This is a genomic window from Streptomyces sp. NRRL S-87 (genome assembly GCF_000719335.1).
Classification (GTDB): domain Bacteria; phylum Actinomycetota; class Actinomycetes; order Streptomycetales; family Streptomycetaceae; genus Streptomyces.
Map to the genome: position 1 here is coordinate 68,051 of NZ_JOGB01000031.1, position 22,659 is coordinate 90,709.

General features: G+C 71.2%; 22 protein-coding genes. 10 read left to right on the forward strand and 12 right to left on the reverse strand.

The annotated features are described in order from the left end of the window. Nucleotides 1–75: 75 nt before the first annotated feature. Nucleotides 76–474: a glyoxalase/bleomycin resistance/extradiol dioxygenase family protein gene (locus IF43_RS0120805; RefSeq protein WP_030202717.1), complete on the forward strand. Its 399-nt coding sequence runs from the start codon at nt 76–78 to the stop codon at nt 472–474. 64 nt (nt 475–538) lie between these two features. Here IF43_RS0120805 and IF43_RS0120810 read toward each other — a convergent pair whose 3' ends face one another. Next, complete coding sequence (locus IF43_RS0120810; protein WP_037889359.1) at nt 539–1,510, reverse strand: helix-turn-helix domain-containing protein; 972 nt, start codon at nt 1,508–1,510, stop codon at nt 539–541. Between the two features lie 85 nt (nt 1,511–1,595). Between IF43_RS0120810 and IF43_RS0120815 the strand changes: the two genes are divergently transcribed. After that, nucleotides 1,596–2,663 (forward strand): acetylhydrolase, encoded by a 1,068-nt coding sequence (locus IF43_RS0120815; RefSeq protein WP_030202719.1) that lies wholly within the window; start codon nt 1,596–1,598, stop codon nt 2,661–2,663. 248 nt (nt 2,664–2,911) lie between these two features. On the opposite strand, the gene IF43_RS43735 is transcribed toward IF43_RS0120815, so the two are convergent. Together IF43_RS43735 and IF43_RS0120825 are read right to left on the reverse strand one after the other, a co-directional pair. Next, the gene (locus tag IF43_RS43735; protein ID WP_030202720.1) at nt 2,912–4,201 is read right to left on the reverse strand and encodes a M23 family metallopeptidase; all 1,290 of its coding nucleotides are present in this window, start codon (nt 4,199–4,201) and stop codon (nt 2,912–2,914) included. A 696-nt stretch (nt 4,202–4,897) separates the two neighbouring features. After that, nucleotides 4,898–5,506: a hypothetical protein gene (locus IF43_RS0120825; RefSeq protein WP_158939434.1), complete on the reverse strand. Its 609-nt coding sequence runs from the start codon at nt 5,504–5,506 to the stop codon at nt 4,898–4,900. 643 nt (nt 5,507–6,149) lie between these two features. On the opposite strand from IF43_RS0120825, the gene IF43_RS43900 reads away from it, so the two are divergent. Beyond that, the gene (locus IF43_RS43900; protein WP_369405190.1) at nt 6,150–7,136 is read left to right on the forward strand and encodes an ISL3 family transposase; all 987 of its coding nucleotides are present in this window, start codon (nt 6,150–6,152) and stop codon (nt 7,134–7,136) included. Continuing rightward, complete coding sequence (locus IF43_RS43905; RefSeq protein ID WP_369405191.1) at nt 7,039–7,362, forward strand: transposase; 324 nt, start codon at nt 7,039–7,041, stop codon at nt 7,360–7,362. Before IF43_RS43900 ends, IF43_RS43905 begins: the two co-directional genes overlap by 98 nt. Nucleotides 7,363–7,394: 32 nt before the next feature. Here IF43_RS43905 and IF43_RS38200 read toward each other — a convergent pair whose 3' ends face one another. Beyond that, nucleotides 7,395–7,907, reverse strand: coding sequence for a hypothetical protein (locus IF43_RS38200; protein WP_051795727.1), 513 nt, complete (start codon nt 7,905–7,907; stop codon nt 7,395–7,397). 163 nt (nt 7,908–8,070) lie between these two features. Between IF43_RS38200 and IF43_RS36685 the strand changes: the two genes are divergently transcribed. After that, the gene (locus IF43_RS36685) at nt 8,071–8,709 is read left to right on the forward strand and encodes a transposase (protein WP_199922757.1); all 639 of its coding nucleotides are present in this window, start codon (nt 8,071–8,073) and stop codon (nt 8,707–8,709) included. A gap of 193 nt (nt 8,710–8,902) precedes the next feature. Next, nucleotides 8,903–9,181: a hypothetical protein gene (locus tag IF43_RS36690; protein WP_234332391.1), complete on the forward strand. Its 279-nt coding sequence runs from the start codon at nt 8,903–8,905 to the stop codon at nt 9,179–9,181. 112 nt (nt 9,182–9,293) lie between these two features. Here IF43_RS36690 and IF43_RS41730 read toward each other — a convergent pair whose 3' ends face one another. Continuing rightward, a complete protein-coding gene (locus IF43_RS41730) occupies nt 9,294–9,461 on the reverse strand; it encodes a hypothetical protein (RefSeq protein ID WP_158939436.1) in 168 nt (55 codons plus the stop codon). A gap of 524 nt (nt 9,462–9,985) precedes the next feature. On the opposite strand from IF43_RS41730, the gene IF43_RS0120865 reads away from it, so the two are divergent. Further along, complete coding sequence (locus tag IF43_RS0120865; protein WP_051795731.1) at nt 9,986–10,822, forward strand: tyrosine-type recombinase/integrase; 837 nt, start codon at nt 9,986–9,988, stop codon at nt 10,820–10,822. A 683-nt stretch (nt 10,823–11,505) separates the two neighbouring features. On the opposite strand, the gene IF43_RS0120875 is transcribed toward IF43_RS0120865, so the two are convergent. Next, entirely contained in the window at nt 11,506–12,009 is a 504-nt protein-coding gene (locus tag IF43_RS0120875) for an SMI1/KNR4 family protein (protein WP_030202734.1), read from the reverse strand. A 370-nt stretch (nt 12,010–12,379) separates the two neighbouring features. Between IF43_RS0120875 and IF43_RS0120880 the strand changes: the two genes are divergently transcribed. Continuing rightward, entirely contained in the window at nt 12,380–13,114 is a 735-nt protein-coding gene (locus IF43_RS0120880; protein WP_234332393.1) for a GNAT family N-acetyltransferase, read from the forward strand. Between the two features lie 185 nt (nt 13,115–13,299). Here IF43_RS0120880 and IF43_RS0120885 read toward each other — a convergent pair whose 3' ends face one another. From IF43_RS0120885 to IF43_RS42880, 4 genes are all read right to left on the reverse strand, one after another. Beyond that, entirely contained in the window at nt 13,300–16,236 is a 2,937-nt protein-coding gene (locus IF43_RS0120885) for an FtsX-like permease family protein (RefSeq protein WP_030202738.1), read from the reverse strand. Nucleotides 16,237–16,239: 3 nt separating this feature from the next. Further along, nucleotides 16,240–16,977 (reverse strand): ABC transporter ATP-binding protein, encoded by a 738-nt coding sequence (locus tag IF43_RS0120890; RefSeq protein WP_030202739.1) that lies wholly within the window; start codon nt 16,975–16,977, stop codon nt 16,240–16,242. Between the two features lie 443 nt (nt 16,978–17,420). Beyond that, a complete protein-coding gene (locus IF43_RS0120895; RefSeq protein ID WP_030202740.1) occupies nt 17,421–18,284 on the reverse strand; it encodes a universal stress protein in 864 nt (287 codons plus the stop codon). After that, the gene (locus IF43_RS42880) at nt 18,281–19,180 is read right to left on the reverse strand and encodes a universal stress protein (RefSeq protein ID WP_030202741.1); all 900 of its coding nucleotides are present in this window, start codon (nt 19,178–19,180) and stop codon (nt 18,281–18,283) included. Before IF43_RS42880 ends, IF43_RS0120895 begins: the two co-directional genes overlap by 4 nt. A 512-nt stretch (nt 19,181–19,692) precedes the next feature. On the opposite strand from IF43_RS42880, the gene IF43_RS0120905 reads away from it, so the two are divergent. Continuing rightward, the gene (locus IF43_RS0120905; protein WP_030202742.1) at nt 19,693–20,562 is read left to right on the forward strand and encodes a universal stress protein; all 870 of its coding nucleotides are present in this window, start codon (nt 19,693–19,695) and stop codon (nt 20,560–20,562) included. A 48-nt stretch (nt 20,563–20,610) separates the two neighbouring features. Continuing rightward, the gene (locus tag IF43_RS0120910; protein WP_037889335.1) at nt 20,611–21,210 is read left to right on the forward strand and encodes a CBS domain-containing protein; all 600 of its coding nucleotides are present in this window, start codon (nt 20,611–20,613) and stop codon (nt 21,208–21,210) included. Nucleotides 21,211–21,426: 216 nt separating this feature from the next. Here the strand turns inward: IF43_RS0120910 and IF43_RS0120920 are convergent, their stop codons facing one another. Both IF43_RS0120920 and IF43_RS36695 read right to left on the reverse strand, forming a co-directional pair. Continuing rightward, nucleotides 21,427–21,927: a flavodoxin domain-containing protein gene (locus IF43_RS0120920; protein ID WP_030202745.1), complete on the reverse strand. Its 501-nt coding sequence runs from the start codon at nt 21,925–21,927 to the stop codon at nt 21,427–21,429. Then, complete coding sequence (locus IF43_RS36695) at nt 21,924–22,382, reverse strand: Hsp20/alpha crystallin family protein (RefSeq protein ID WP_037889369.1); 459 nt, start codon at nt 22,380–22,382, stop codon at nt 21,924–21,926. The genes IF43_RS0120920 and IF43_RS36695 overlap by 4 nt, the downstream gene beginning before the upstream one ends. Nucleotides 22,383–22,659: the final 277 nt, after the last annotated feature.

Below are 22,659 nucleotides of genomic sequence, written 5' to 3' on the forward strand. Positions count from 1 at the left end.
ATACCGGACCGATTCTGTCCACTATCTGCTCTAGCGTCCGAGGTGCAACGGCTTCACCAGCTTGAGGAGAGCACCATGGACTTCGTCTCGATCCGGATCATCACCAGTGACGTCGCGCGCCTCGTCGACTTCTACGAGCGAGCCACCGGTGTGCGGGCGGACTGGGCGACCGAGGACTTCGCCGAATTGCGGACCCCGAGCGCGACCCTCGCCATCGGCAGCACCCGCACTGTGGCACTGTTCGCTCCCGGCTCCGCCCGTCCGGCCGACAACCACACCGTGATCATCGAATTCCTCGTGGCCGACGTGGACGGCGTCTACCGGAACCTGGCCGATTTCGTCGCCGACTTCGTGACCGAGCCCACCACGATGCCCTGGGGGAACCGGTCGCTCCTGCTCCGTGACCCCGACGGCAACCTCGTCAACTTCTTCACCCCTGTCACGCCGGTGGCCGTCGAGAAGTTCGCTCGCTGACGACCGTGCGAGCGGGCGGGCCGGCCGTGCGCCGGCGCGGTCGACAGGCCCTGGGGCTGGTGTCCTAGTTCCCGGGGCGGACGTCCGGCAGCAGCTCCGCCACCGGCGTCCGGGCGTGGCGCACCGATCTGCCCGTGCGGGTCGTCGTCAGGAGCCCGGCCGCCCGCAGTGCCGCCGCGTGTTCGGAGGCGGTCGCGTTGCTCACCCGCAGTGCCCGGGCCAGCTCCGTGGTCGTGTGTGGCTCCTCGAGCAGGCGCAGGAGGTCCGCCCGGGTACGGCCCAGGGCTGCCGCCAGGGGCTCGTCGGGCCCGTCCGCGGTGTCCGGTGCGGGTGGGAGGCCGGGGCCCGCCGGAAAGGTGAGGACCACGGGGCCGGCCGGGACGTCCTGGACGAGCGGGCCCGAGGGATGGTGGAAGCTCGGCAGCAGGACGAGGCCGCGGCCGGCCGGGCGGACCTCGCGCTCGGCGGCGGACGGCCACTCCCAGACGGCGCCGTCGAAGCGGCTGCCCGGCGCCAGGGACGTGAGCGCGGCGGCCAGGCCGTGCTCGGCGACCGTCAGGGCGTGCCGGGCGAAGGCCTCGCGGTGCAGGTCCTGGACCTGCGGCCACACCGGTGCCAGCACCGCCTCGTACGCGGCCCGCTGGGCCCGGCGCAGCGTCCGCCAGGACGCCGCCTCGTCCGCGTGCAGCCCGCGGATCCAGCGCGGCGCCGGGCGCCCCGCCCCGTACACCCGCTCCAGCTCGGCGCGGACGTGCTCCGGGCGGGTCGCGCGGATCCACGCGAAGGCCTCCTCCAGGGTCTCGCCGAGTACGTCGAGGAAGGCCGGCGGCCGCCCGTCCGGCACCAGATCGGCGACCGGGTCCGCGGCGGCCGGCAGGCTGCGCAGGGCCCGGGCGCGCCAGCGACCGACGAGCAGGAGGTCCGGGCCGGGCGCGACGACGGTCGTCAGGGCCGCGTGGAGCTCCTGGAGCGGGGCCGGGCGGGGCGCGAAGCGCACCCGCGCGAGGTCGTCCGCCGTGACGTGGATCCGCAGCACCTTCACAACTCCCTGCTCTCCGCCAGCCTTTCGGGCAGGGCCTGAACCTTCGCGGCCCGACCCGGTGCGCCCCCAGGATGCTCGCATGACCTCCCGACGCACCCTCCTCAAAGGCGCCCTGGCCGTGCCGCTCGCCCCCGTCGCAGCCCGACTGCGGGCCCCCGAGGCGCTCTCGCTGCCCGCACCGACCGGCCCGTACCCCGTCGGCCTGCGCACCGTCCACCTCACCGACCCGACCCGTACCGACCCTTGGGTGGGCGGGGCTCGTGAGGTCATGCTCACCGTCCTGTACCCGGCCGCCGTGGTGCGCGGCTGCCCGCGGGCCGCGCAGCTGACGCCGGCCGAGGCACGCAGGTTCGCCGAACTGGCCCCGAGGATCCACCCGGGTCTCCCGTCGGAGGGCACGGTGGACTGGGGCGCCGTACGCACCCACGGGCGTGTCGGCGCACCCCCACTGCCGGGGCGGCGGCCGGTGCTCCTCTACAGCCCGGGCGGCGGGGACTGCCGCGCCCTCGGCAGCAGTCTGGCCGAGGACCTGGCGAGCCACGGCCGGACCGTGGTCCTCGTCGACCACCCCGGGGACGCCAGTCAGGTGGAACTGCCGACCGGGCTGCGCACCACCGTCCTCATGGGGCCGCCGGACCCGGCGACCTTCCGCACCATGATCGAGACCCGGGTGGCCGACCTCCGGCTCGTCCTCGACCGACTCCCCCGCTTGCTGCCGGAGGCCTCCGGCATCGGGATCTACGGGCATTCCGCCGGGGGCACCGCCGCCGTGTACGCCGCCGACCGCGCCCCGCGGGTCAATGCCGTCGCCAACCTGGAGGGCTATCTCGACCTGGAGGGCTATCCCGATCTCGCGGCCGTGCCCGACATCGGCCGACCGCTCCTGCTCTTCCGCACCGACGGCTTCTCCGCGGGCGCCGACCGGATCGACAGCTCGTGGCGGGGGGTGTCGGGGGAACGGGCGGTGCTCCGGGACGCCAACCACTGGGCCTTCACCGACTACGCGGCCCTGGTACCCCAGCTGGCTGCCGCCGGCCTGGTCACGGCCGAGGCGCGGACCGCTCTGGTGGGCCGCGGCGACCCGACCCGGACGATCGCGACGGTACGACGCCGGGTGGACCGCTTCTTCGCACGCCACCTGCCGTAGGCCGTCGCTCGCGAATCCCGCCGGGCCCCTGCCGCCTCGCACGGCACTCCCCCGGGCCGTGCGGACCCGGGGCTCGCGCAGTCGTCAGGCGCGGGGTGACTTGTTCCGGTACGTACCCGTCCGCGGTGACGCCGTAGAACCCGGGTCCGCACGGGACGTTCCGGTCGAGCTGACTGCGAAGGGCGCTCGTTGTCGACGTGATGCCGTGGCGGGCGAGGTCTGGCCGACGTCGGGCCCGACACACGTCCTCACGACTCCGGGAAGTCGACCACGGCCAGGGCGAGGGGCAGCTCGTCGGTGCGGGACTGTGCCTCGGGCAGCCTGCCCTGCAGGAAGGTGCCGCTCAGGTAGTCGTCGGTGGCCAGCCAGACCGTGGAGGGGATCTGGCCCTGGTAGGTGAAGCGGTCGATGACGTAGGGGACGGCGTCGGCCTCCAGCAGCGACGGGTTGTCCATCAGCTGGAAGTGCAGGTGAGGGGCGTTGGAGTTGCCGGTGTTGCCCAGATCCGCGATCTTCTGGCCCTTCTTGACCTTGTCCCCCGGCTTGACCAGCAGACTGCCTTTGATCAGATGCGCGTACATGGCCCAGACGCCACCGCCGAGGTCCTGGATGATGTGGTTGCCGTCCACGTTCTGGACGGTGAGCTTCGGACCGAGGACGGGGTCGTTGGCGGGCAGGATGCCGGGGGTGCCGGCCTCGACGGTGTCGAGCGTCGAACTCACGGTGCCGTCGGCCACCGCGTAGACCGCCTCGCCGTAGTCGGCATAGCTCTCGTTCTTCGTCTTGTCACCGCTGTAGAACTTGCCCTCGTCGGTGAGTTTCATCCAGTCGATGGCGAAGCGCTGGGAGTTGCCCAGCTTGCCGTTCACCGAGTTGAGCGCCGTACGGTGCGCCCCGCCGGTGCCGCAGCAGCCGTTCGCGGCGACCCAGTCGTCCCCCCTGAGCGGGGGTGCGATGACCCGCGGCTTGCCGGAGGAGATGTCGAACGGAGCGGCGAGGTAGCTGATCGGACTCGGCCTGGTGGCCGGGGGCGCGGCCTGCCCGGTGAGGGACAGCCGGTGCACGACCTCGGCCGGCGCCTGGTCCAGCGAGTCGAAGGTCAGGTCCACCATCAGGGCTCGGGACTGGCCGGGGGGCATGACGGTGTCGGTGGCGTTCGACGAGGGCAGGACCCGCAGCAGGTTGCAGGCTCCGTACTCGCAGTCGGGATCCACCAGTTGGCGGCTGGAGAGGGTGGCGACGACGGTGTCGGGGTGTTCGGCGTCGACCACCTGCACCTGGGTGAGGGTGGCCGGCAGCCGCGAGGCGTTGGTCAACTGCAGGTCGTAGGAGACGTGGTACTTCTGGTCGCTGCCCAGCCAGGGGAACGTCGGACTGCTGATCGGTGTCACGACCACGGGGCTGAAGCTGTCCGGCACGGTCACGGCGGTCCGTGCGCCGGCGGGCGCGGCCTGATCGCCAGGGCGCGAGGAGGCTCCCTGTGCGGACGCACTCCCCGCGACGAGCAGCACCGCGACCAGCGTCGCGGACAGCGTCATCGGGCCCGTCCGCCGCCGTCCCGGGCGCGACCGCCTCCCTCGTCCTGGGCATGCTGCTCGCGACGGCAACCGCTTGGTGATCCCGTTCGGGTCCGGACGGGAGCGCTGCATGCTCATCACTCCACCTCGCAGGGCCAGGTGTCCTGATACTTCGCCACCCGTCGCGAAACGAGGGGTGGCCGTCCGGCGGGCTCGGACAGGAGCTGGCGGGGTCGGATCGGGAGCTACGGTGTGAGAGGGCGCCGGCTCAGCCGAACGGCAGAAGCCCTCCCGGGGCCCGACGCCGCGTCCAGAACGGCTGAGCGCCGCGTCGGCGAGCTGCTGGGGGCGGTTCTGCGCGGACGCTGAGGCTCGGGTTCAATCGGACTTGTGCGGGTGGGGGGACTCCCCGTTGGACTCCCCGCACCGCAGTGCTGTTGAAGGCCTGATCAATTCTCTCCATGCTGACACGACCGCGACAGTGGTGCCAGCCGTGCGATCTCATGCGGAAAACGGCTGCTCATGGCCGGTAGAGCGGGATGACCTGCTGGACTTCGGCCCGGGGTGAGCTTGTTGTTGTGCTGCCAGATGAAGATGCGGGAAGAGAGCAGTCGGCTCCTTCCGCGGCACCGTGTGCACGGCAACGCACTCGGCATCTGGCCGAAGTAGCACCCGCGGGCCGGGCCGGGCCGGACGTCCGGCCCGGCGCGGCCCGGCCTACCCGCGCATGTTCAACGGCGGCTCCCCGTGGCGCGCGACCGACCGCTCACGACGCGTCAGTGCCGGCCGCGGCCGCGGGGCTTCCTGGTGCCCGTCCGGCGTGAAGACGATCACGTACGCCTCCAGCCCCTGGTGAAGAGCATCCGCGCCCGCACGCAGGGCAGCGTCAAAGCGCTCCGCCGCATCATGCCGGCCCTGCGCCCACACCTGGACCCCATACGTCCGGCCGGGATCCAGCTCCAGGACCGGCTCACCCGGAGCCACCGCCTGCCCCCACACCACCATCGGGGACGCGGCTGGTGACGCGGCCCCCGACGTCGGGCCCCACACCTCAAGACGCCCCCCGTACACGGGCCGGTAGGACAGCGAGTCCAGCAGTTCCCAGCCCTCACCCGCCGGCGTCCCCGGGCTGTCCGACAGCGCCAACGCCACGCAGGCCTCGTGGTCCTGGACGCGGGAGACGATCGTGAGGCACCCGGCCGAAGGGATCACGTCCCGCCCGGCATCGAAGTCCGGCAGCTCGCCGTTCGGCTCGAAGCCCTCCTCCGCCGCCTCACCCACGTCGAAGTGCGCGAACTCGACATCGACCACACCGGCCCCGCTCACAGCAAGCACTCAAAGACCCCTCTCAGCAGCCACAACGCCAGCACCTTCCAGACGGCTCGGGCTCCCCGACCCCGATGGGCCGAACTCCCCGCATCAGGCCGGGCGCGGCGTCGGATCGGGGGCCGATCGGCCTGAAGAGAACGGCGTGCGCTACTACCGGCACGCGCACGGATGCCCCGGCTGGCCCTGGACTCAAGTGAGCCCTGCCCAGTCCGTGGGCAGCGCCAACGACCCCGGATCGCGGACGACGGTACGACGTCATCGATCGTCGCGCCGGCTATGTCGGTCTGTACGGGAGGCGTTTGTTCATGATTTTCGCGGGAGGCATGTCCTGACCGAGTTAGTTGATGTCGCTTTGTTTTGGTTCTGGTCCAACTTCTGTGATGTGACTACTCCCTGTGAATGGCGGCCCTTGCTGTAGGTCTCGGCGAGATCGTCTGGAAACTGACGGTGACGACCGCGTGCGGGCTGATGGTTCGGGGCTGTGGGCGAGGGACTGCTCCAGCTGGAAGAGCTGCTCTTCCTGGCGGATCCGGGGATCAGGGTGGAGTCGGTCCAGGACGATGGCGAGGCGATCCGAGTCGGTGTCAGATGCCGGGCGGCCGGTGCTCGGTGCCCGGGCTGTGGAAGCTGGTCCGGGCGGGTGCACGGCTCTTACCTGCGGTTTCCCGCTGACCTCCCTGTGGCGGGACGGCGAGTGGTGCTGCGACTTCGTGTCCGGCGCTTCACGTGCGAAGACGTCTCCTGCGGGCGGCGGACGTTGGTCGAGCAGGTCGCGGGCCTGACCCGGCGGTACAGCCAACGGACCGAACGAATGCGATCGGTGCTGGCCGAGGTCGGCCTCGCCCTGGCCGGTCGTGCCGGTGCCCGGCTGGCCGACGTCTTCGGGGCGAGGGCCAGCCGGAACACGCTCCTACGGCTGGTCGATGCCCTCCCGGAACCCCAGCCACAGGTCCTGCGTGTGGTCGGCGTCGACGAGTACGCGATGCGCAAGGGCCGTGTCTACGGGACTGTGCTGGTCGACGTCGAGACCCGCAGACCGGTGGACCTCCTGCCGGATCGCGAGGCAAGCACTGTCGCGGCCTGGCTGGCCGAGCACCCGGGGATCGAGGTCGTCTGCCGCGACCGTGCCCCGTTCTTCGCCGAGGGCTCCAGCATCGGGGCGCCCACCGCGGTCCAGGTCGCCGACCGGTTCCACCTCTGGCGCAACCTCGGCGAAGCGGCCGAGCGGTGCGTCTCCCGCCACCGTCCGTGCTTCCGCGCGACCTTCGCCGCATCGGAACCGCAGAAGGCTCCGGCTCCGGCACCAGCTGAGAGCGAGTCGCCGTGGCCCACCGGGCACCGGTTCGCCGACCAGGACCCTCTGGGAAGAGATCGGGACGTATGGCTACACGGGCGGCTACGGCGCCGTCCGCGCCTACCTCCAGCCGTTCCGCACGTCCCCGACCGCACCTGCAGCCCGTCCGCCGTCCCCGCGCACGGTCACCGGCTGGATCCTGACCCACCCCGACACCCTGCCGGAGAGCGAGCGCCTGGAGCTCAAATCCGTCCTCGCCGACTGCCCCGAACTGGATGCCCTCGCCGGGCACATCCGCGCGTTCGGGAAGATGCTCACCCAGCTCCAGGGTGACCAGCTCCCGCAATGGATCAAGGCGGTCCGCGCCGACGACCTGCCCAGCCTCCACACCTTTGTCAACGGCCTCGAACGCGATCTCGCCGCCGTCACCGCCGGCCTGACATTGCCGTGGAGTTCCGGCGTCGTGGAGGGCCATGTCAACCGGATCAGGATGATCAAGCGCCAGATGTACGGCCAGGCTGGCTTCGACCTGCTGCAGAAGCGAGTCCTGCTGGCCTGACCGCGGCTCCGTTGCTCGACGAGTGGGTCCACTCAGCTGATCGCGAGCGCCACAGGATCCAGGCCCAGCTTGCTCCGGCATGAGTCGACGGCCCGGGTGACCCAGGCAGTCACAGCGTCGCGATCTGGCGCGATCGCGTGAAGCTCACGTGCCTTCTCCTGGGCTTCGACCATCCACGGGGCCAGCGGGTCCTCTCGAAGGACTCGCTCGAATTGATCGCGGGCCGTTTCCGGATCCCCGACCACGGCGGCCGCGATCCCGGCGTCGAAACTGTCCCAGAGGAATCCCCGCCGCACCGGCCTGGACGTCAGGTATCGGGCGACGTCTGGCAGAGCCGGGAACTTCTCCCGCAGCGCGGTCACGTTCGCAGCCGCCTGCCGGCTGAGTTCGAGTGCTGCTGGCGTGAACTGGTCCTCGGTGCGGAACGGCTCAGGGCTGACTCGGACAGCGTCCACGTGGAAGGCCAGGTGGTCCACGTCGTGCCACAGCCACATCGCACCGACGTGCAGACCGCTGCCGGCAGTGCGTGGCGGGGTGAACTCCACAACACCGAGCCACCACCCGTGATCATCGATCCACAGCCGCGACCGCCCGCGCTGGGCGAGGCCGAGCGGGTTCAGGGACTGCCGCGCCGCCGAGGTAGTGATGGCAGTGGGGGCCTTGCGGTGGGGCGCTGGGCATGCTTCTCCCGCTGGGGCCTGTATGCGCATGCCGAAGTCGAAGGTCGAGCTGTACGCGGCGATCCGCCGTGATCACCGTCAGGGCGGCTTGTCGATGCGGGCCCTGGAGCACAAGTACGGGGTGACCTGGCGGACGGTGCGCAAGGCTCTGGACTCGAAGTGGCCGGAGCCGCGGAAGAAGCACCGGCCGCGTGCGACCCGGTTGGACGCCTACAAGAAGATCATCGACGGGTTCCTCCAGGCCGACCTGGACGCGCAGCCGAAGCAGAAGCACACGGCCAAGCGGATCCACGACCGGCTGGTGGAGGAGCATGGCGCGGTCGAGATCTCGTATCAGATGGTCCGCTCCTACGTCGCCGACCGGCGCAAGCAGATCCATCTGCTGGCCGGCCGGGCTCCGGATGCGTTCGTCCCACAGTCCCACATCCCCGGAGCTGAAGCGGAAGCCGATTTCGGAGATGTGCACATCGTCCTGGCCGGCGTCCCCACTCGCTGCTACCTGTTCTCCTTCCGCCTTTCGTACTCCGGCAAGGCCGTCCACCGCGTCTTCGCCTCCTGCGGCCAGGAAGCCTTCATCGAGGGCCACGTCCACGCTCTGAATACGCTGGGCGGTGTCCCCCGCGGCAGGGCCGCTACGACAACCTCAAGGCGGCCGTCTCCCGAGTGACGGGGCTGGGGCGCATGCGGGTCGAAGCCGAACGCTGGACCGCCTTCAGGTCGCACTGGGGCATCGACGCGTTCTACTGATGCGGATCTCGAATTTTCCTCTTCGCCTCAGTTGGTTCACGGAGTGAACCAACTGAGGAAAGCGGTGAGCGAGGCCGAGTACGAGTGGTTGCTCATGGAGTGGTGTCAGACCCGTGGGCGATGATCTGGCCATGCTGCAAGCGAGAGATGAACACGGCCGACGGGTGAGGAATCCGAAGGACTCAGCGTTGAGCCGGATGGTGGCGAACCTCGGCCGGGGCAACGCCTTCGTGATCGTCGAGCGACTCGACGATGAGGCGGACGGCGACTGGTATGTGCAGGTGTGGCTGAGGGATGACAACACCTATCAGCTGGAGTTCCGCGGCGGAGCACTACCAGACCAGGACGATCTCTCAGGAAAGAGTGATCGCCGCCTTGAGCGGCTGGGCTGAGGAACGTCCGGGGTGGAAGGACGCCTTCATGTGGAACAACATCAGCACCATGTTCGCGGACGCGGACTGACCCTGCCGTCCAGGTGGTCGGCAGGGTCGTTGACCTGCACTTTCAGTTGCGGCGCATCGGGATGACGTCCGGGTTCGCCATCGGGATGGTGGGTCGTGCGGCCTCGGGGGTGGCCAGCAGGGCGACGATGGTGACGGGCTTGTCGCAGTGCGGGCAGTTCCGGACGGCCGTGGGCGCGAGTGGTGTCGGATCTGGCGACGCCGCCGTCATCGTTTCGCTTTCAGCAGTGCTGGTTGTTTCGTCGCGTTCCCGGCGTCGACGTCGGCCTGCCTATGCTTTGCAGCGGGGGGTGCAGTGGTCGTGCCCCAGATGCCGGGCGATCGCTGAGATCGACCAGCCCTGACGACGCAGCGCGTGAGCATCCACGTCTTCCTCCCAGGTGAGCATTCAGGCCCCTCGAACAGGCCGAACTCGTGCTCACGCAGGCTCTCCACGACACGCCGACACCAGTTCGACACGCCGAGAAGGATCACGCAGAGGGTGGGGAGATCACCTGAGCAGGTTTGGCCACCTGGCGAGCGGCACCTGGGGAGGTTCAAAGAGCGCCATCACTACTGCCGCCCAGGACTCGAAGGCGCCCACGAGAAGGGCGGAGTGGAGGGCCAGGTCGGCTCCTTCCGCCGCAACCACTTCGTTCCCGTCCCGCAGGTCAGCTCTTTGCCGAGCCGACCACCGGGGAGATCGTCCCACTGCTGCAGATCGCCCCGTCCAAAACCGACGCCGAACGGCTTCTCGTGGTCAGCCCCGAACTGGCCGACGTGCTCAGCGGGATCATCTGCCGGATCCGCGACACCCATGGCGCAGTCCCGCTGGTCCGCGCCCGGGACTACCACGAACACATCTGGCTGCCACCGGCCCCGCTGCTGTTCCAACGCCACGTCGCCGCCGAACCACAGCGCATCGCCCGCGAGCGGGTCAGCACGTTGCTGGACGGTGCCCTGTCCCGCACCGGCCTGGTCGACCAGGCCGACGGCACCCCACTGCACTACACCCCGCACGACTTCCGCAGAATCTTCATCACCGACGCCATCCTCAACGGCCTTCCCCCGCACATCGCCCAGGTGATCGCCGGGCACCAGGACATCTCCGTGACGATCGGATACAAGGCTGTATATCCGGAGGAGACCATCAGGTCCCACCTGGTCTTCCTCGCCCGCCGCAGAGCCCTTCGCCCGAGCGAGGAATACCGCACACCTACCGACTCCGAGTGGCAGGAATTCCTCGGTCACTTCGAGCGGCGAAAGGTCGCCACCGGGCTCTGCGGACGCGCTTTCTCAACCCCTTGCATTCATGAACACGCCTGCCTGCGATGTTCGATGCACTGGCCCGACCCTGACCAGCGCTTCCGCATCGAGGAGATCCGCGACAACCTCATCGCGCGCATCGCCGAAGCCGAACGCGAGGGCTGGCTCGGTGAGGTCGAGGGACTGCAAGCCAGCATGGCCGGAGCCAACGACAAGCTCGCCCAGATCGACGCGCTCGTCAACAGGCGGTCGACCTCTGTCGAACTCGGCATGCCAGGTTTCGGCCAGTCCACAGGAACCGTCGAAACGACGAAGTCGGCATCGTGATCGAAGTCAAAGGCGGCCGAAGATCAAAACGGAACCGATAGCCCAGCGTCGCGCAACTGGGCCAGAGCGACAGACATGCACTGCTGGACAGTCCTGCCGTCAGCTCGCATGCCGTGCTCCAATGGGCCGCCGCTTGCAGCGAACGTCCAAGCTGGCGCGTTGTCAGCCAGCCTCTCCGCGTCCATCCTGATCATGGCGTTCACACCCTGCTCGCCCAGCCACTCCAGTATCAAGAGCGTCACGTCCTCGACGCCACGCTCCTCATCGGTCTTTGGCCAGCGGCCTCGGCTCCCAGTCATCGCCCCGACTCTATCGAGGTCCTGGAGGCCGTTGAGAGGCCCCACCCGGCAAGTTCAGAGAACAGGTCACCGTCCGCACCAACCGCTACTCGGTCCCGGTCAGGTTCATCGGTCACACCGTCCGCGTCCTCCTGACCGCCAACGACCCCATCGTCTACGACGGCCGGACCGAAATCGCACGGCACGAGCGGCTCAGCACCCGAGGCGGCTCGAACCCCGTTCTCGATCACTGTCTCGAAGCCCTCATCCGCAAGCCCGGCGCCTTTCCCGGCCCGACCGCGCTGGAGCAGGCCCGCTCGGCCGGCCGGTTCACCCCGGTCCACGACAACTGGTGGGCCGCAGCCCGCGCCGCCCACGGGGTAGCTGAAGGAACCCGGGCCCCGATCAGTCGGCGTCGAACGTCGCGGCCGCGGTGAGGCCCTCGATGAACGTCCTGAAGTCCGCGGCCAGGGTGAGCTCGGTGTCCCAGTCCGTGTCAAACCACCTCACCGACGGCTCGCCCTGCCGGCCGCAGAGCCGGTAGTCGAGAGCAATCCAACAGTGCCCATCGCCAGAGAGCAGGACGAGCGGGGACGGCAGGCCCCACTCCTCGACCAGATAAGGCGTGTCCAGCAACGACAATTGGCCTTCGCGGCGCCCGATGCCCATCAGCCCGTCCAACGGCACGTGGCTCTCACTCCACGAAGTCCGCACCGTGGTCGGGAAGGCGTCCCAGTCGGACGCCACCAGGCCACCGTTCTGCAGCCGCAAGATCTCCAGCAACGATGACGGCAGACGCACCCCGAGCTGACGCTCGGCATCCTCGACATCCACGTCGGTCAACGGCGCCTGAACCCCATAAGGGCCCTCGTCCCAGAACGTCACCTTGACTTCATCGAACCGAGTCACACCCGCATCCTACGGTCCCTCCAGCACCACAAGCCGGAGCCCATCGAACTACTGGGCGACATCGAATTTCATCGACGTTCCCGGCCAGCAGAGGGCGCGATCGACGCCCAAACTCATCGACAGACGACTCCCGCAACCACGGACATAACCAGTCGCGCAGGCCGCGGACGGCGAACGGTCTCCGGGTGCAACCCCCGATCGTGGTGGCAGTAGCAGCTGACGAGTGAGGATCTTCGACGGGGCCACTGATCGGGTGACGGGACCGGGGGGCGAGCGCCCTGCGAGGCCGCAGGAAAACGGCTCCGACATGCGGCAGTTGGGCATTACCGTTGGTGCGATGACAACACGATCGATGCCGGCAGGACAGCCAGTGACCCTGACCCTGGCCGAAGCGCCGCTGCGTCAGGCCCGTAACTCCGCCGCCTTTTGGGCCGCGACCGGCCAGAGCCGGGGGCATGCGGTCATCCGCCGCCGCGGGTTCGTCGCGGTCGACGGCGACGTGCGCGCCGGCCTTCGGATCCTGATCCAGGAGCCGGACCTCGACCCGGACGAGCTGGCCGAAGTGGGCGAGCTGGTACGCCGGGCCGCGGGCCCGGCGAACGTCGAGGATCCGTTCAGCTCGACCGACCTGAGCCACCTGGACCTGCGTAGCTGGCAGATGCCGGTCATGCTGCGGCCCCCCGGCCCGGTCGGGGAACCGGCGCTGGAGGTGATCCGGGCGGGGCGGGCCGAGGACCTCCAGGCCGCCGAGCGGATCGTGATCGAGGGCTTCGAGCTGGCCGGATTCGAGCCGTACCGCCCCGGCGAGCTGTTCCCGGCGGCGCTGATCGAGCAGCCGGGCGTGGACGTGTTCGTCGCCAGGCACGACGGCGTGCCCGTGGGGGCCGGCGTCAGCGTCGTGGACGACGGCATCGGCAGCCACTACTGGATCGGGACGTCCCCGTCCTTCCGGTCGCGCGGCGTGGGCCGGGCCGTCATGCTCGGCTCCCTCGCGCCCCTCGCGGACCTCCCGCTCACGCTCACCGCGTCGAAGCTGGGCAGGCCGCTGTACGAGTCGCTGGGCTACACCGTCGCGGCCCCCTCGACCTGGTGGGCCTCGCACTGACGCCGACACCGCCGCGCCAGAGCCCGCGGGGTGGTGAAACGCCGGACCAAACCCGAAGGCCCAGGTCGGGGACCTGGGCCCCTGGCCGGCATGGCCGCGCCGGCCTGGGAGGCGGGCGATCCGGAGCCGTTCGTCGCCGCAGGTCCCAACCGTGGGGCGGGAACATCGCCAGCCGCGGACGGTCGTCACTCCGTGGTGCGGACGGCCAGGGCCGGGCGGACGGCGGCTGCGCGCCGGGCGGGGCCGAAGGTGGCCAGGAGCGATGCGGCGAAGGTGGTGGCGGCCAGGGTGGCGATGCTGGTCCACTCGATCGGGAAGCCGCCTTCGAGACCCGCGAACGCGGCGCTGTTGCCGTACATCAGCCAGGTCGTGAGCACCCCCAGCAGGGTGCCCAGCGCGATGCCTTCCACGGTGATGAAGGCACTCTCCCAGAGGAAGGATCGCTGGACGGTCCGGGACCGGAAGCCCAGCGCCCGCAGGATGCCGATGGTGCGCCGGCGTTCGCGTACGGCGCGGACCATGACGACGCCGAGGCCGGTGATGCCCACCAGGAGGCCGAGGGCGAGAAAGCCCTGCATGAGGCGGAAGAAGGCCGTGCTGGAGTCGAACTGGCGGCGGATGTCGGACGCGATCGGCGTGGCGACCAGACTGGAAGAGAGGTGCTCTCCCTGCAATCGGCTCGCGAGGGTCTCCGGTGAGGTGCCGGGTCGGGTCCTGACCAGTGCGGACGCGTTCTGGGCCTGCGGGCCGAAGAGCTGGCGTACTCCGCCTTCGCCCATGACGACGGGGTAGACGGTGGAACTGGCACCCGTGCCCGGGTAGAAGACCATGCCGTTGCTGAGGACTCCGGCGATGGTCTTCCGTTCGCTCCGGCCCGTCCGCGGATCCGTCAGGGTGAGGGTGTCTCCGGGGTCGTAGTAGTCGCCGGCGGGGCCGCCCGTACTGCCGAAGAAGGCGTCGATCACGACGTAGCGGGGGTCGTCGGCGAGGGCCCGCCACACGGCCGGGTCGTCCTTCAGCCCTGCGAGCCGTTCGCGGAAGGTGATGCCGGTGATGGACCCGTCGGGTACTCCGACGACGGCCGCGTCGAGGGGCTGGGCGGTGCGACCGCCCGGGTCGCTGGCCCGGCCGGCCGTGTTGAGCAGCGGTGTGACGGCTGCGAGTTCATCGGCGTGGGTGCCGTCGCGCAGCTCGGCGGGGAGCCGGTCGTGGGCGGCCTGGGGGTTGTAGTCCAGGCGCAGCGAGTAGCCGGCCGTGGCGTCGGCCACGACGCCGTCGACGCCGGCGTTCAGGATGCCCGAGATCTCGGTGAGCAGGACGAGGACGAACACGATGAGCGTGTACATCACGAGGGTGGCTCCGGTGCGGAACCGCTTGGCCAGGGGGTAGGCGATGGCCAGACGCGCTGCCAGACCCGCCTCCGAGGGGCGGTCGAGGAACCGTCGCACGGGTCGCAGCACGGCCTTCTGGTTGTTACTGACGAGCACGACCGCGGAGAAGGCCGCCAGGGCACCCTGGATGACGTACACGGACATCGAGGGCGTGTCGAAGATCGCCGGGCGGACGACGGGCGCCAGCAGGGTCCACGCGAGCACGGCTGCCGCGACGAGCGTGGTCACGGCGGGCCGTGGTAGGAGGCGCAGCAGCAGCGGGGCGGCGAGGGCGAGGGCGAGGGCGGGCAGGAGGTAGGTTGCGTCCGGCTGGCTGCTGGCCACCGCGGGGACGGCCGCGAGTGCGCAGAGCACCGCGAGCGTGGCGGAGGCGGCGAGCAGCAGGCGGCGCGGGCGCTGCCCCGGCGCGGCGGGCAGGTCCCGAATGGCGGCGATGATGTTGAACCTGCTGATGCGCACGCTGGTGGCCAGGATGGCCGCGAAGGCGATGAGCAGGCCCATGGCGGCGCCGTTGAGGACGCTGGTGGGGGTGACGGAGAAGGCGATCTGGATGCTGCTCCCGCCGACGGACCAGCCGCGGAAGATCTCCGCGGCCACCACGGCGACGGCCCAGCCGACGCCGATGCCGATCGCCACGCCCGGCAGCGCGGACAGCAGGGCGTAGGCGGTCCCTTCGAGGGTGAAGGACCCCACCAGGTGGGAACGCTTCATTCCGACCGCCCGGACCATTCCCATCTGGGGTTTCCGCTCCTCGCCGAGCATGACGAAGATGTTCACCAGGAGGAGGGCACCGGCGATGATGCTGAAGCTGCCGATCATGAGGAACAGCGCGCCGAGGGAGTCCCCGGCCTGCTCGGCGTCGCGCAGCACGGTGTGCTTGGGCGTCTCCACGGCAGCCTGGCCGGACAGTGGTCCCAGTGCCCGGCGTATGTCCGCGCCGACCTTCGCCGTCAGGGCGTCGCCGGCTTCGACGCCGCCGCGGTTGGACACGAAGGTGACGGAGCGCGGCTCCGTCCCGGCCGCCCGGGCTGCGGCGTCGAGCGTTCCGGGTGCCAGGAACGCGTCGCGGTTCATCCGACCGCCCAGCCCCACGCCGGCCAGTCCTCGCTCGGGCACGACCCGGTCCACCCGGTACGTCTGCGGCGTCCCGAACAGGTACAGCGTGACGGTGTCCCCGGCTCCCACGCGCAGGGAGCGGGCCAGCGGCGCGTTGAGCACGACCTGGTCCGGTCCCGGTTGCCGTCCGCCCAGGCCCGGGTCGCCGTGCTGCGCGCCGAATCGGGAGGCGTCGGTGAAGTCCATCTGCCAGGCGAGGACACGCGGTTCGGCGGTGGGCCGGCCGTCCGGTCGGCTCACCGCGGATGCCTGGGTGGCCTGGGCGGTCAGTACGCCGTCGACGTCGGGATCGCGGGCCAGCGCCGCCAGCCGCCCGGTGACGGCACGCCCCGCCGCGCCCGGCGGGGCGACCACGCGTTCGTCCACCGGTCCCAGGGTTCGGTACGCCTCCTGCCGGACCGAGAAGTCCAGGGTGTCGCCGACGACGAGGGCGCCGATGATGATGGCCGTTCCGAGGACGGACCCGCCGATCACCAGTACCGCCTCGGTGGGGCGGCGAGCCAGCTGCCGGAAGGCGAGCCGCCGCGACACCGGCTGGCGGAAGGCCGCCACCGCGAGGGCGGCGAGGGCGAGCCCGAGGGTGATGAGCAGGGGTGCCAGCAGGCCGGGGTACATGGCTCAGCCCAGGGGAAGGTCGGTGCCGACGCGACGGTCGGCCACGTCCTGGCGGACGTCGCCGACCAGCCGTCCGTCGCGCATGTGGATCAGGCGCGGCACCCGGCTGCCGATGGCGCCGTCGTGGGTGACCAGGACGATCGTCTGGCCCTCTTCTTCGTTGAGCTCGCACAGGAGGTCCATCACCTGGTCGGCCATCGTGCTGTCCAGGTTGCCGGTCGGCTCGTCCGCCCACACGATCGCCGGACGTCCGGCGAGGGCCCGGGCGATGGTCACGCGCTGCTGCTCGCCGCCCGACATCTCGCTCGGCCGGTGCTCGACCCGATGTCCGAGGCCGACCCGGTCGAGCATGGCCAGGGCCCTGCCGCGGGCCTCGGACGGCCGGGTGCCCACGAGCAGCAGGGGCAGCTCCACGTTCTCCACCGCGGAGAACACCGGGATGAGGTTGAAGGCCTGGAATACGAATCCCATGGTGTGCGCCCGGTGCCGGGTCCTTGCCCCGTCGGACATGGCGAAGAGGTCGCGGCCGTCGATGAGCACGCGGCCGTCGTCGATGTCGTCCAGGCCGGAGAGGCAGTTCAGCAAGGTGGTCTTGCCGGAGCCGGACGGTCCCATGACCCCCACCAGCTCGCCGGAGCCCACTGTGATGTCCAGGTCGGCAAGGGCCGTCACGGCCACCGAGCCCGTCCGGTAGACCTTGCGTACTCCGGTGGCGACGAGGAGCGGCCGGTCGCTGTCCATGGGGTCATCCTCCTGGCGCGCCACCGGGACCGGGGAGGGCCGAACGGTCCCCATCCGGGACCCGTACGTCCCCACGGCCGGCAGACGGGTAGTCGGCGACGACCTCGGCCGCCCGCCGGGCATCGACGCCGCCGGGATCGGTGGCCGTTCCCGTGGGGCGGGCGAGCCATGCGGTGCGGTCGGCGGCGTGTGCGAGCGCCTGCACCGCGGGCAGCGGGTCGGCGTAGGAAAGGACGGTGAGGTCCCGGCCCGACCATGATCAGCGGGTCGCGCAGTCGGGCCAGGACCCGCTGCCACACCGGTGTGGGGCGGGCGGTGCCACCTCGTCGGGGCCGTGCTCCGCCAGGCGACGCCGTACGTCCGTTTCGGTGAGCCGGCGCGGGGCGGGCGCCGGGGACGGCGGTGTCCTGGCGGCGTCGACCGCGGGGCTGCTCACGGCTGCCTCAGTCGGCGGGCACGATGACGACCGGGCAGTGCGCGCGGTGGAGCATGCCGTGGACGACGGAGCCGAGCCGCATGCCGGTGTAGCCGCCCCGGCCCCGCCGGCCGACGACCGCGGCCAGTGCGTGCTCGGAGGCGGCTGCGAGCTCTTCGACGGGGTGCCCGACCGGCACCTCGCGGGTGAGCCGCACGTCCGGGTACTTCCCCGGCCAGCCTGCGGTGGCCTCCGCGAGCAGGGCTCGCTGGGCGCGGAGCGCCGTCTCCTCGTCGTGCAGGGCGAACACGGGGGCCTGCCATACCGCGATGGCGCGCAGTGCGGCGCCCCGCAGTGCGGCCTCCTCGAAGGCGAAGGCCAGGGCGGCCTGCGCGTGCGGGCTGCCGTCCACGCCGACGACGAGGTACGGGGGTTGCTGGGTGACGTGCTCCGCGTCGCCCACGACAACGACCGGGCAGGTCGCCTGGGCGGCGACGGGCACCACGACGGAGCCGGCGCTGAGGTACTCCTCCGTTCGGCTCAGGTGCCGGGATCCCAGCACGACCATGCGGGCCTCCCGCGACATCCCGCCGAGCACGGCCGCCGGGGAGCCGTCCGCCACTTCCAGGACGGGGACCAGCCCCCGGTGGCGCAGGCCGGCCCATTCGCCGGCCTCGCGCAGGGTCTGCGCCGCCGCGTGGCGCGCGGACGAGGGCAGGTGTGCGCCGTCGGATCCGCGGGCGTCGCCGCGCACGGGCTGTGCGACGACGAGGGACAGCGGGAGTCGGCGGCGGTGGGCCTCGTCGGCCGCCCAGGCGACCGGCAGGTGCCACTCCCTGGTGGGGTCGATCCCGGCGACGATGCCGACCCGGTCGGACGGCCGGCGGTTCACGGCTCGCCCTTCGGCGCGGGCGTGCGGGGGATCAGCAGGACGGGGCAGTGGGCGTGGTGGACCAGGGTGTGGGTCGCCCGGCCGAGCGTGCTGCCGATGAATCCGCGGTTCCGGCGCCCGCCCATGACGAGCAGGTCGGCGTGCTGGGTGGCTTCGACGAGCACGCCGCCGACGGAGATGCTCTTCTCCGCGTCGGACTGGACGGTCAGGGCGGGGAACTCCTCGCGGATCTGGTCCGCGACGGCCGTCAGGTGCCGCGCGTGCTCCTGGGCGACCTCGTCGACGGTGTCGAGCTGGCCCACGACCAGTCCGACGGACTCCAGCAGGTTCCATACGTGCAGGAGCCGCAGGGATGCCTTGCGCAGTTCGGCCTCACGGGCCGCGTAGCGGGCGCAGACGAGATCGTGCTCGTCGCGGACGGCGGTCAGGACCGTGCCGCTCTCCGCTCCACCCCCGTCGCCGCGGACCACGACGACGGGTGTCCTCGCGCCAGCGGCGGCCTTCAGGCCCGTGGAGCCCAGCATGAGGGAGTTGAAGCCGCCCACGCCGCGGCTGCCGACCACGATCGTGCCGTACACGCCGCCGGCGGCGTGCAGGCTCGACACGGCGTCGCGGCGGCTGAACTCCGTGGTGACCTGCAGGTCAGGATGCTCCTCGGTGACCGCCCGGGCGGTGCCGTCAAGGAGGGCACGGCCGGCCGCGCGCACTTCCTCGATCATCTCGGCGGACAGGTACAGCGCCTTGTTGTCGGTGTCGGCCGCGTACAGGATGTGCAGGGGGCGGCCCCGGCGGGAGGCCTCGTCCGCCGCCCACAGGGCGGCCGCGCGCGCGGGCTTCGAGCCGTCGACGCCGACGACGACCGAGCTGGTGTCCGGGGTCCGGATGGTGCCTTCCACGATTCCTCCCAACCGAGAACTACGGGTGGCACCTCCCACGCTGCGCCGCCCGCCGACGGGGCGAGAGGGCCGCCCGGGTCCCGGTGGGGACCGAAAGGTCCCTACCCGCGCGGGACCGGGCCGGGCGGTGCCCGTCACGTGGCCCGACCGGGCCTCCGACGGGACCGTTCGGCCCTCCCCCGCCGTGCGCCCCGCGGTGGACGGTGAACCCAGGACCCATACGTCCGGGCCGACGGGCGCGACGGTCGACGACGCCCTGGCCGCTCCGACCCTCCCCACCCGGGACGCGATGCCGTGGTGAACTGGATCGGAGCCTCCCATGACCGCCTCGCTCGACCCTCTGCTCGTCGTCCGCATCGTCGACGACGCCGTCACCGCGCCGTCCATGCACAACGCCCAACCCTGGCGCTTCGTCTTCCGTGCGGGCGTCGGTGCCATCAAGACCGACCACCGGGCGGCCCGTCCCGGGCCTCCGGGCCGCCCGCACCACGCCCCGGGTGAGGAGGTGCACCATGAGGCAGCACGTGACCGTCGGCGTCGACGGCACCCCCCAGAGCCGGGCCGCGGCCCGCTGGGCCGCCCGCGAGGCCGCACTGCGTGACGTTCCCCTGCGGATCGTCCATGTCGTGGACGCGCCCCTTATCCCGGTCGAGGCCCGCATGGACCGCGTGGCCGCCGACCGCTGGGCGGACCAGGAACTCACCGATGCCGTACGTGACGTACGCGACCGCTACGCAGGCCTGGAAGCCGGAACGCGCCGCCTGGCCGGCAGGCCGGCCGCGGCGCTGGCGGCCGAGGCCACGGACGCCTCACTCCTGGTCCTGGGATCCCGGGGGCTGGGCACGACGACCGGCTTCCTCCTGGGGTCCGTCGCCCTCTCGACGCTCACGGCGGTGCACACGCCCGCGGCACTGGTCCGGACCTCCACGGACCCGGACCCGGCCGAGACGCCGGAATACCGGCGCCTCGTCGTCGGGGTCGACATCCACCAGGCCTGTGACCGGGTGCTCGACTTCGCCTTCGAGGAGGCCGCGCGCCGCCGCTGCCCCCTGCACGCGGTCCACGCCTGGCATCTACCGCCGGCCTACAAGTACGTCGCCTACGCCGACCCCGACGCCGAGGACGAGATCCAGCGGGCGGTCACCCACCTGCTCGACGACACCCTGCTGCCCTGGCGGCACGAGTACCCGAAGGTACCGGTCACGGCCACGGCCGTACGCGGTCATGCGGGCCACGAACTGGTCCGCGCCGCCACCGACGCGGACCTGGTCGTCGTCGGCCGGCACGTCCGCCGCTCCCCTCTCGGCGCCCACCTCGGCCCGGTCACGCACGCCGTGATGCACCACGTGACCGCCCCCGTCGTCGTGGTCGCCCACGACTGATCCGGCCGTGCGGCGCGGCTGCGCCCCGACCCTCCCGTTGGAGGAATCATGAAGCACCTGCACACCGTGGACGACGTGATGACCCACGCCGTCGTCTCCGTCGCCCAGGGGGCGATGGTCAAGGAGATCGTCGAGACGATGCAACGGTGGCGCATCAGCGCCCTGCCGGTGGTGTCGGCGGAAGGCCGAGTCCTCGGCGTGGTCTCCGAGGCCGACCTGCTGCGCAAGGCGGAGGGCACCGACACCTCTCACGACATCTGCGCCGGGCAGCTGATGACCGTACCGCCGCTCACCGTGCGCAGGTACGCCACCATCACGGGCGCCGCCCGCCTGATGGCCCGCGGGCACCTGAAGCGCCTCCCGGTCGTCGACGACGACGACCGCCTCGTCGGCGTCGTCAGCCGCGGCGACCTCCTGAAGATCTACCTGCGGTCCGATGAGGACATCGCCGAGGAAGTCCGGGAAGTCCTGATGAAGCAGCTCATTCCCGGTGGAGGGTCCGCGGTGGTCCGCGTCCACGTGGACCACGGCCTGGTCCGCCTCACCGGCTCGATCCCCGATCCGGCGATGCACGACGTCCTCGTACGCGCCACCCGCTCGGTCCCGGGAGTCGTCGACGTCAAGCTGCGCGCGGAAGTCCCCGCCTGACGGGCGGAAGTGCGGTGCTCCACCGCAACGTGCCCGACCCGACGACACCGCCCGCGACGACACCGGTCCGCCGTGCGGGCCCGTCCCGTCCAAAGGAGAGGAGAGAGTGGCTGAGACACCGCGAAGTGAGAGGCCTGATGACCCGTGAGGTCGTCACGGTCCCGCCGGACGCCTTGTTGAAGGAGGTCGACGTGCGTCCGGAGGGTCACGCGTTCCTCAGACGGCGGTGAGCTCCTGGCTGATGTGGTGGGCCCAGGTGTGGATCCGCTCGGGGTTGCGGAAGTCGCCGCCCTTGCCCTGGCGGACCATCGCCTTGGCGATGAAGCCGGGGGTGCTGTCGGTGACGCTGCCGCCGAAGGTCATGTGTTCGCGGGCGCCCAGCCGTTCCATCTGGCGGGCCACGGCCTTGACCGGTGGGATCTCGTGCTGCTCGGCGGAGCTGTCGACGGGGCCGCTGCTGAACAGCCACAGGGGACGGTGCTTGAGGTGCTCGGCGTTGCGTTCGGCGCAGCGCTTGGCCTTGCCGCTCCAGTGACCGGCGTACAGGGCGCCGCCGAGGACGACGGCGTCGAAGCTGCACACGTCCGCCACGTCGTCGGCGGGCAGGACGACCGCGTCGAGGCCGTCCTCGCGGAGGGTCTTGCCGATCTCCTCGGCGATGACGGCGGTCGCGCCGTGCTTGGTGCCGTAGGCGACCAGGACCCGCTTGGTGTTCATGACTCTCCCTCCATGTCGTCGGCACCACCGCGTACGGGGATGCTCCGGCTGGTCTGGGCGGCGGCCTGGGTCGGCATGGGTACGCGGACCGTGAGGAGGCCGTCCTCGTACGCGGCCTGGACGCCTTCGGTCGGGATCTCGCCCGGCAGCCTGACGCTGCGGCGGAAGGACCCGTACCAGAATTCGGAGTGCTCCTTGTCCTCCTTGGTCTCAGTGTGCTCGGCGCTCACGGTGAGGGTGTCGCCCTCCGCCGTGATCTCGATGTCCTCCTCCGGGTCCATTCCCGGCAGCTCGGCACGGAGGGCGGACGTCCCCGCCTCGGTGGTGACCTCGATGGGAATGGGGCGGATGTCGTCGCCCGGCCACCAGGTCCGCAGCCGTGGGGAGTCGACGCCGAGCCAGTCTGCGAGGTCGGGGAAGAGGAGGTGCCTGCGTTCCATCTGTCTGCCTGCCATGTCGTCCTCCTGGGTAGCGCGGCGCCGTCGGCCGGCGCCCTGGACGGGGTCCGATTCCACTGTCGGGCGCCGACTGCCGGGGGCGCTTGGGGCCTCCGGGTCCCGCGAGGGGGCCGTTCAGCCCTCCTCGGTCCCGGCCGGGCGGCCGTCCGGTCCTCCTCGGTCCCGGCCGACCCGGCGGGGCCGCCGTCCGGTCCGTCGGACGCCGCCTCGTCGGCCGCGGCGTGCTGCTCATGCTGTTCGCCGAGGCCGCGCGCCGGGGCGCAACCCCCCGACC

What these genes read in the sequence shown, in the direction of transcription:
- IF43_RS0120910 (WP_037889335.1), top strand. Translation starts at nt 20,611, where the DNA reads ATGAAGCACCTGCACACCGTGGACGACGTGATGACCCACGCCGTCGTC.
- IF43_RS36685 (WP_199922757.1), top strand. Translation starts at nt 8,071, where the DNA reads ATGCCGAAGTCGAAGGTCGAGCTGTACGCGGCGATCCGCCGTGATCAC.
- IF43_RS36695 (WP_037889369.1), bottom strand. Translation starts at nt 22,382, where the DNA reads ATGGCAGGCAGACAGATGGAACGCAGGCACCTCCTCTTCCCCGACCTC.
- IF43_RS0120920 (WP_030202745.1), bottom strand. Translation starts at nt 21,927, where the DNA reads ATGAACACCAAGCGGGTCCTGGTCGCCTACGGCACCAAGCACGGCGCG.
- IF43_RS0120815 (WP_030202719.1), top strand. Translation starts at nt 1,596, where the DNA reads ATGACCTCCCGACGCACCCTCCTCAAAGGCGCCCTGGCCGTGCCGCTC.
- IF43_RS0120885 (WP_030202738.1), bottom strand. Translation starts at nt 16,236, where the DNA reads ATGTACCCCGGCCTGCTGGCACCCCTGCTCATCACCCTCGGGCTCGCC.
- IF43_RS43735 (WP_030202720.1), bottom strand. Translation starts at nt 4,201, where the DNA reads ATGACGCTGTCCGCGACGCTGGTCGCGGTGCTGCTCGTCGCGGGGAGT.
- IF43_RS41730 (WP_158939436.1), bottom strand. Translation starts at nt 9,461, where the DNA reads ATGACGGCGGCGTCGCCAGATCCGACACCACTCGCGCCCACGGCCGTC.
- IF43_RS0120890 (WP_030202739.1), bottom strand. Translation starts at nt 16,977, where the DNA reads ATGGACAGCGACCGGCCGCTCCTCGTCGCCACCGGAGTACGCAAGGTC.
- IF43_RS0120905 (WP_030202742.1), top strand. Translation starts at nt 19,693, where the DNA reads ATGAGGCAGCACGTGACCGTCGGCGTCGACGGCACCCCCCAGAGCCGG.
- IF43_RS0120805 (WP_030202717.1), top strand. Translation starts at nt 76, where the DNA reads ATGGACTTCGTCTCGATCCGGATCATCACCAGTGACGTCGCGCGCCTC.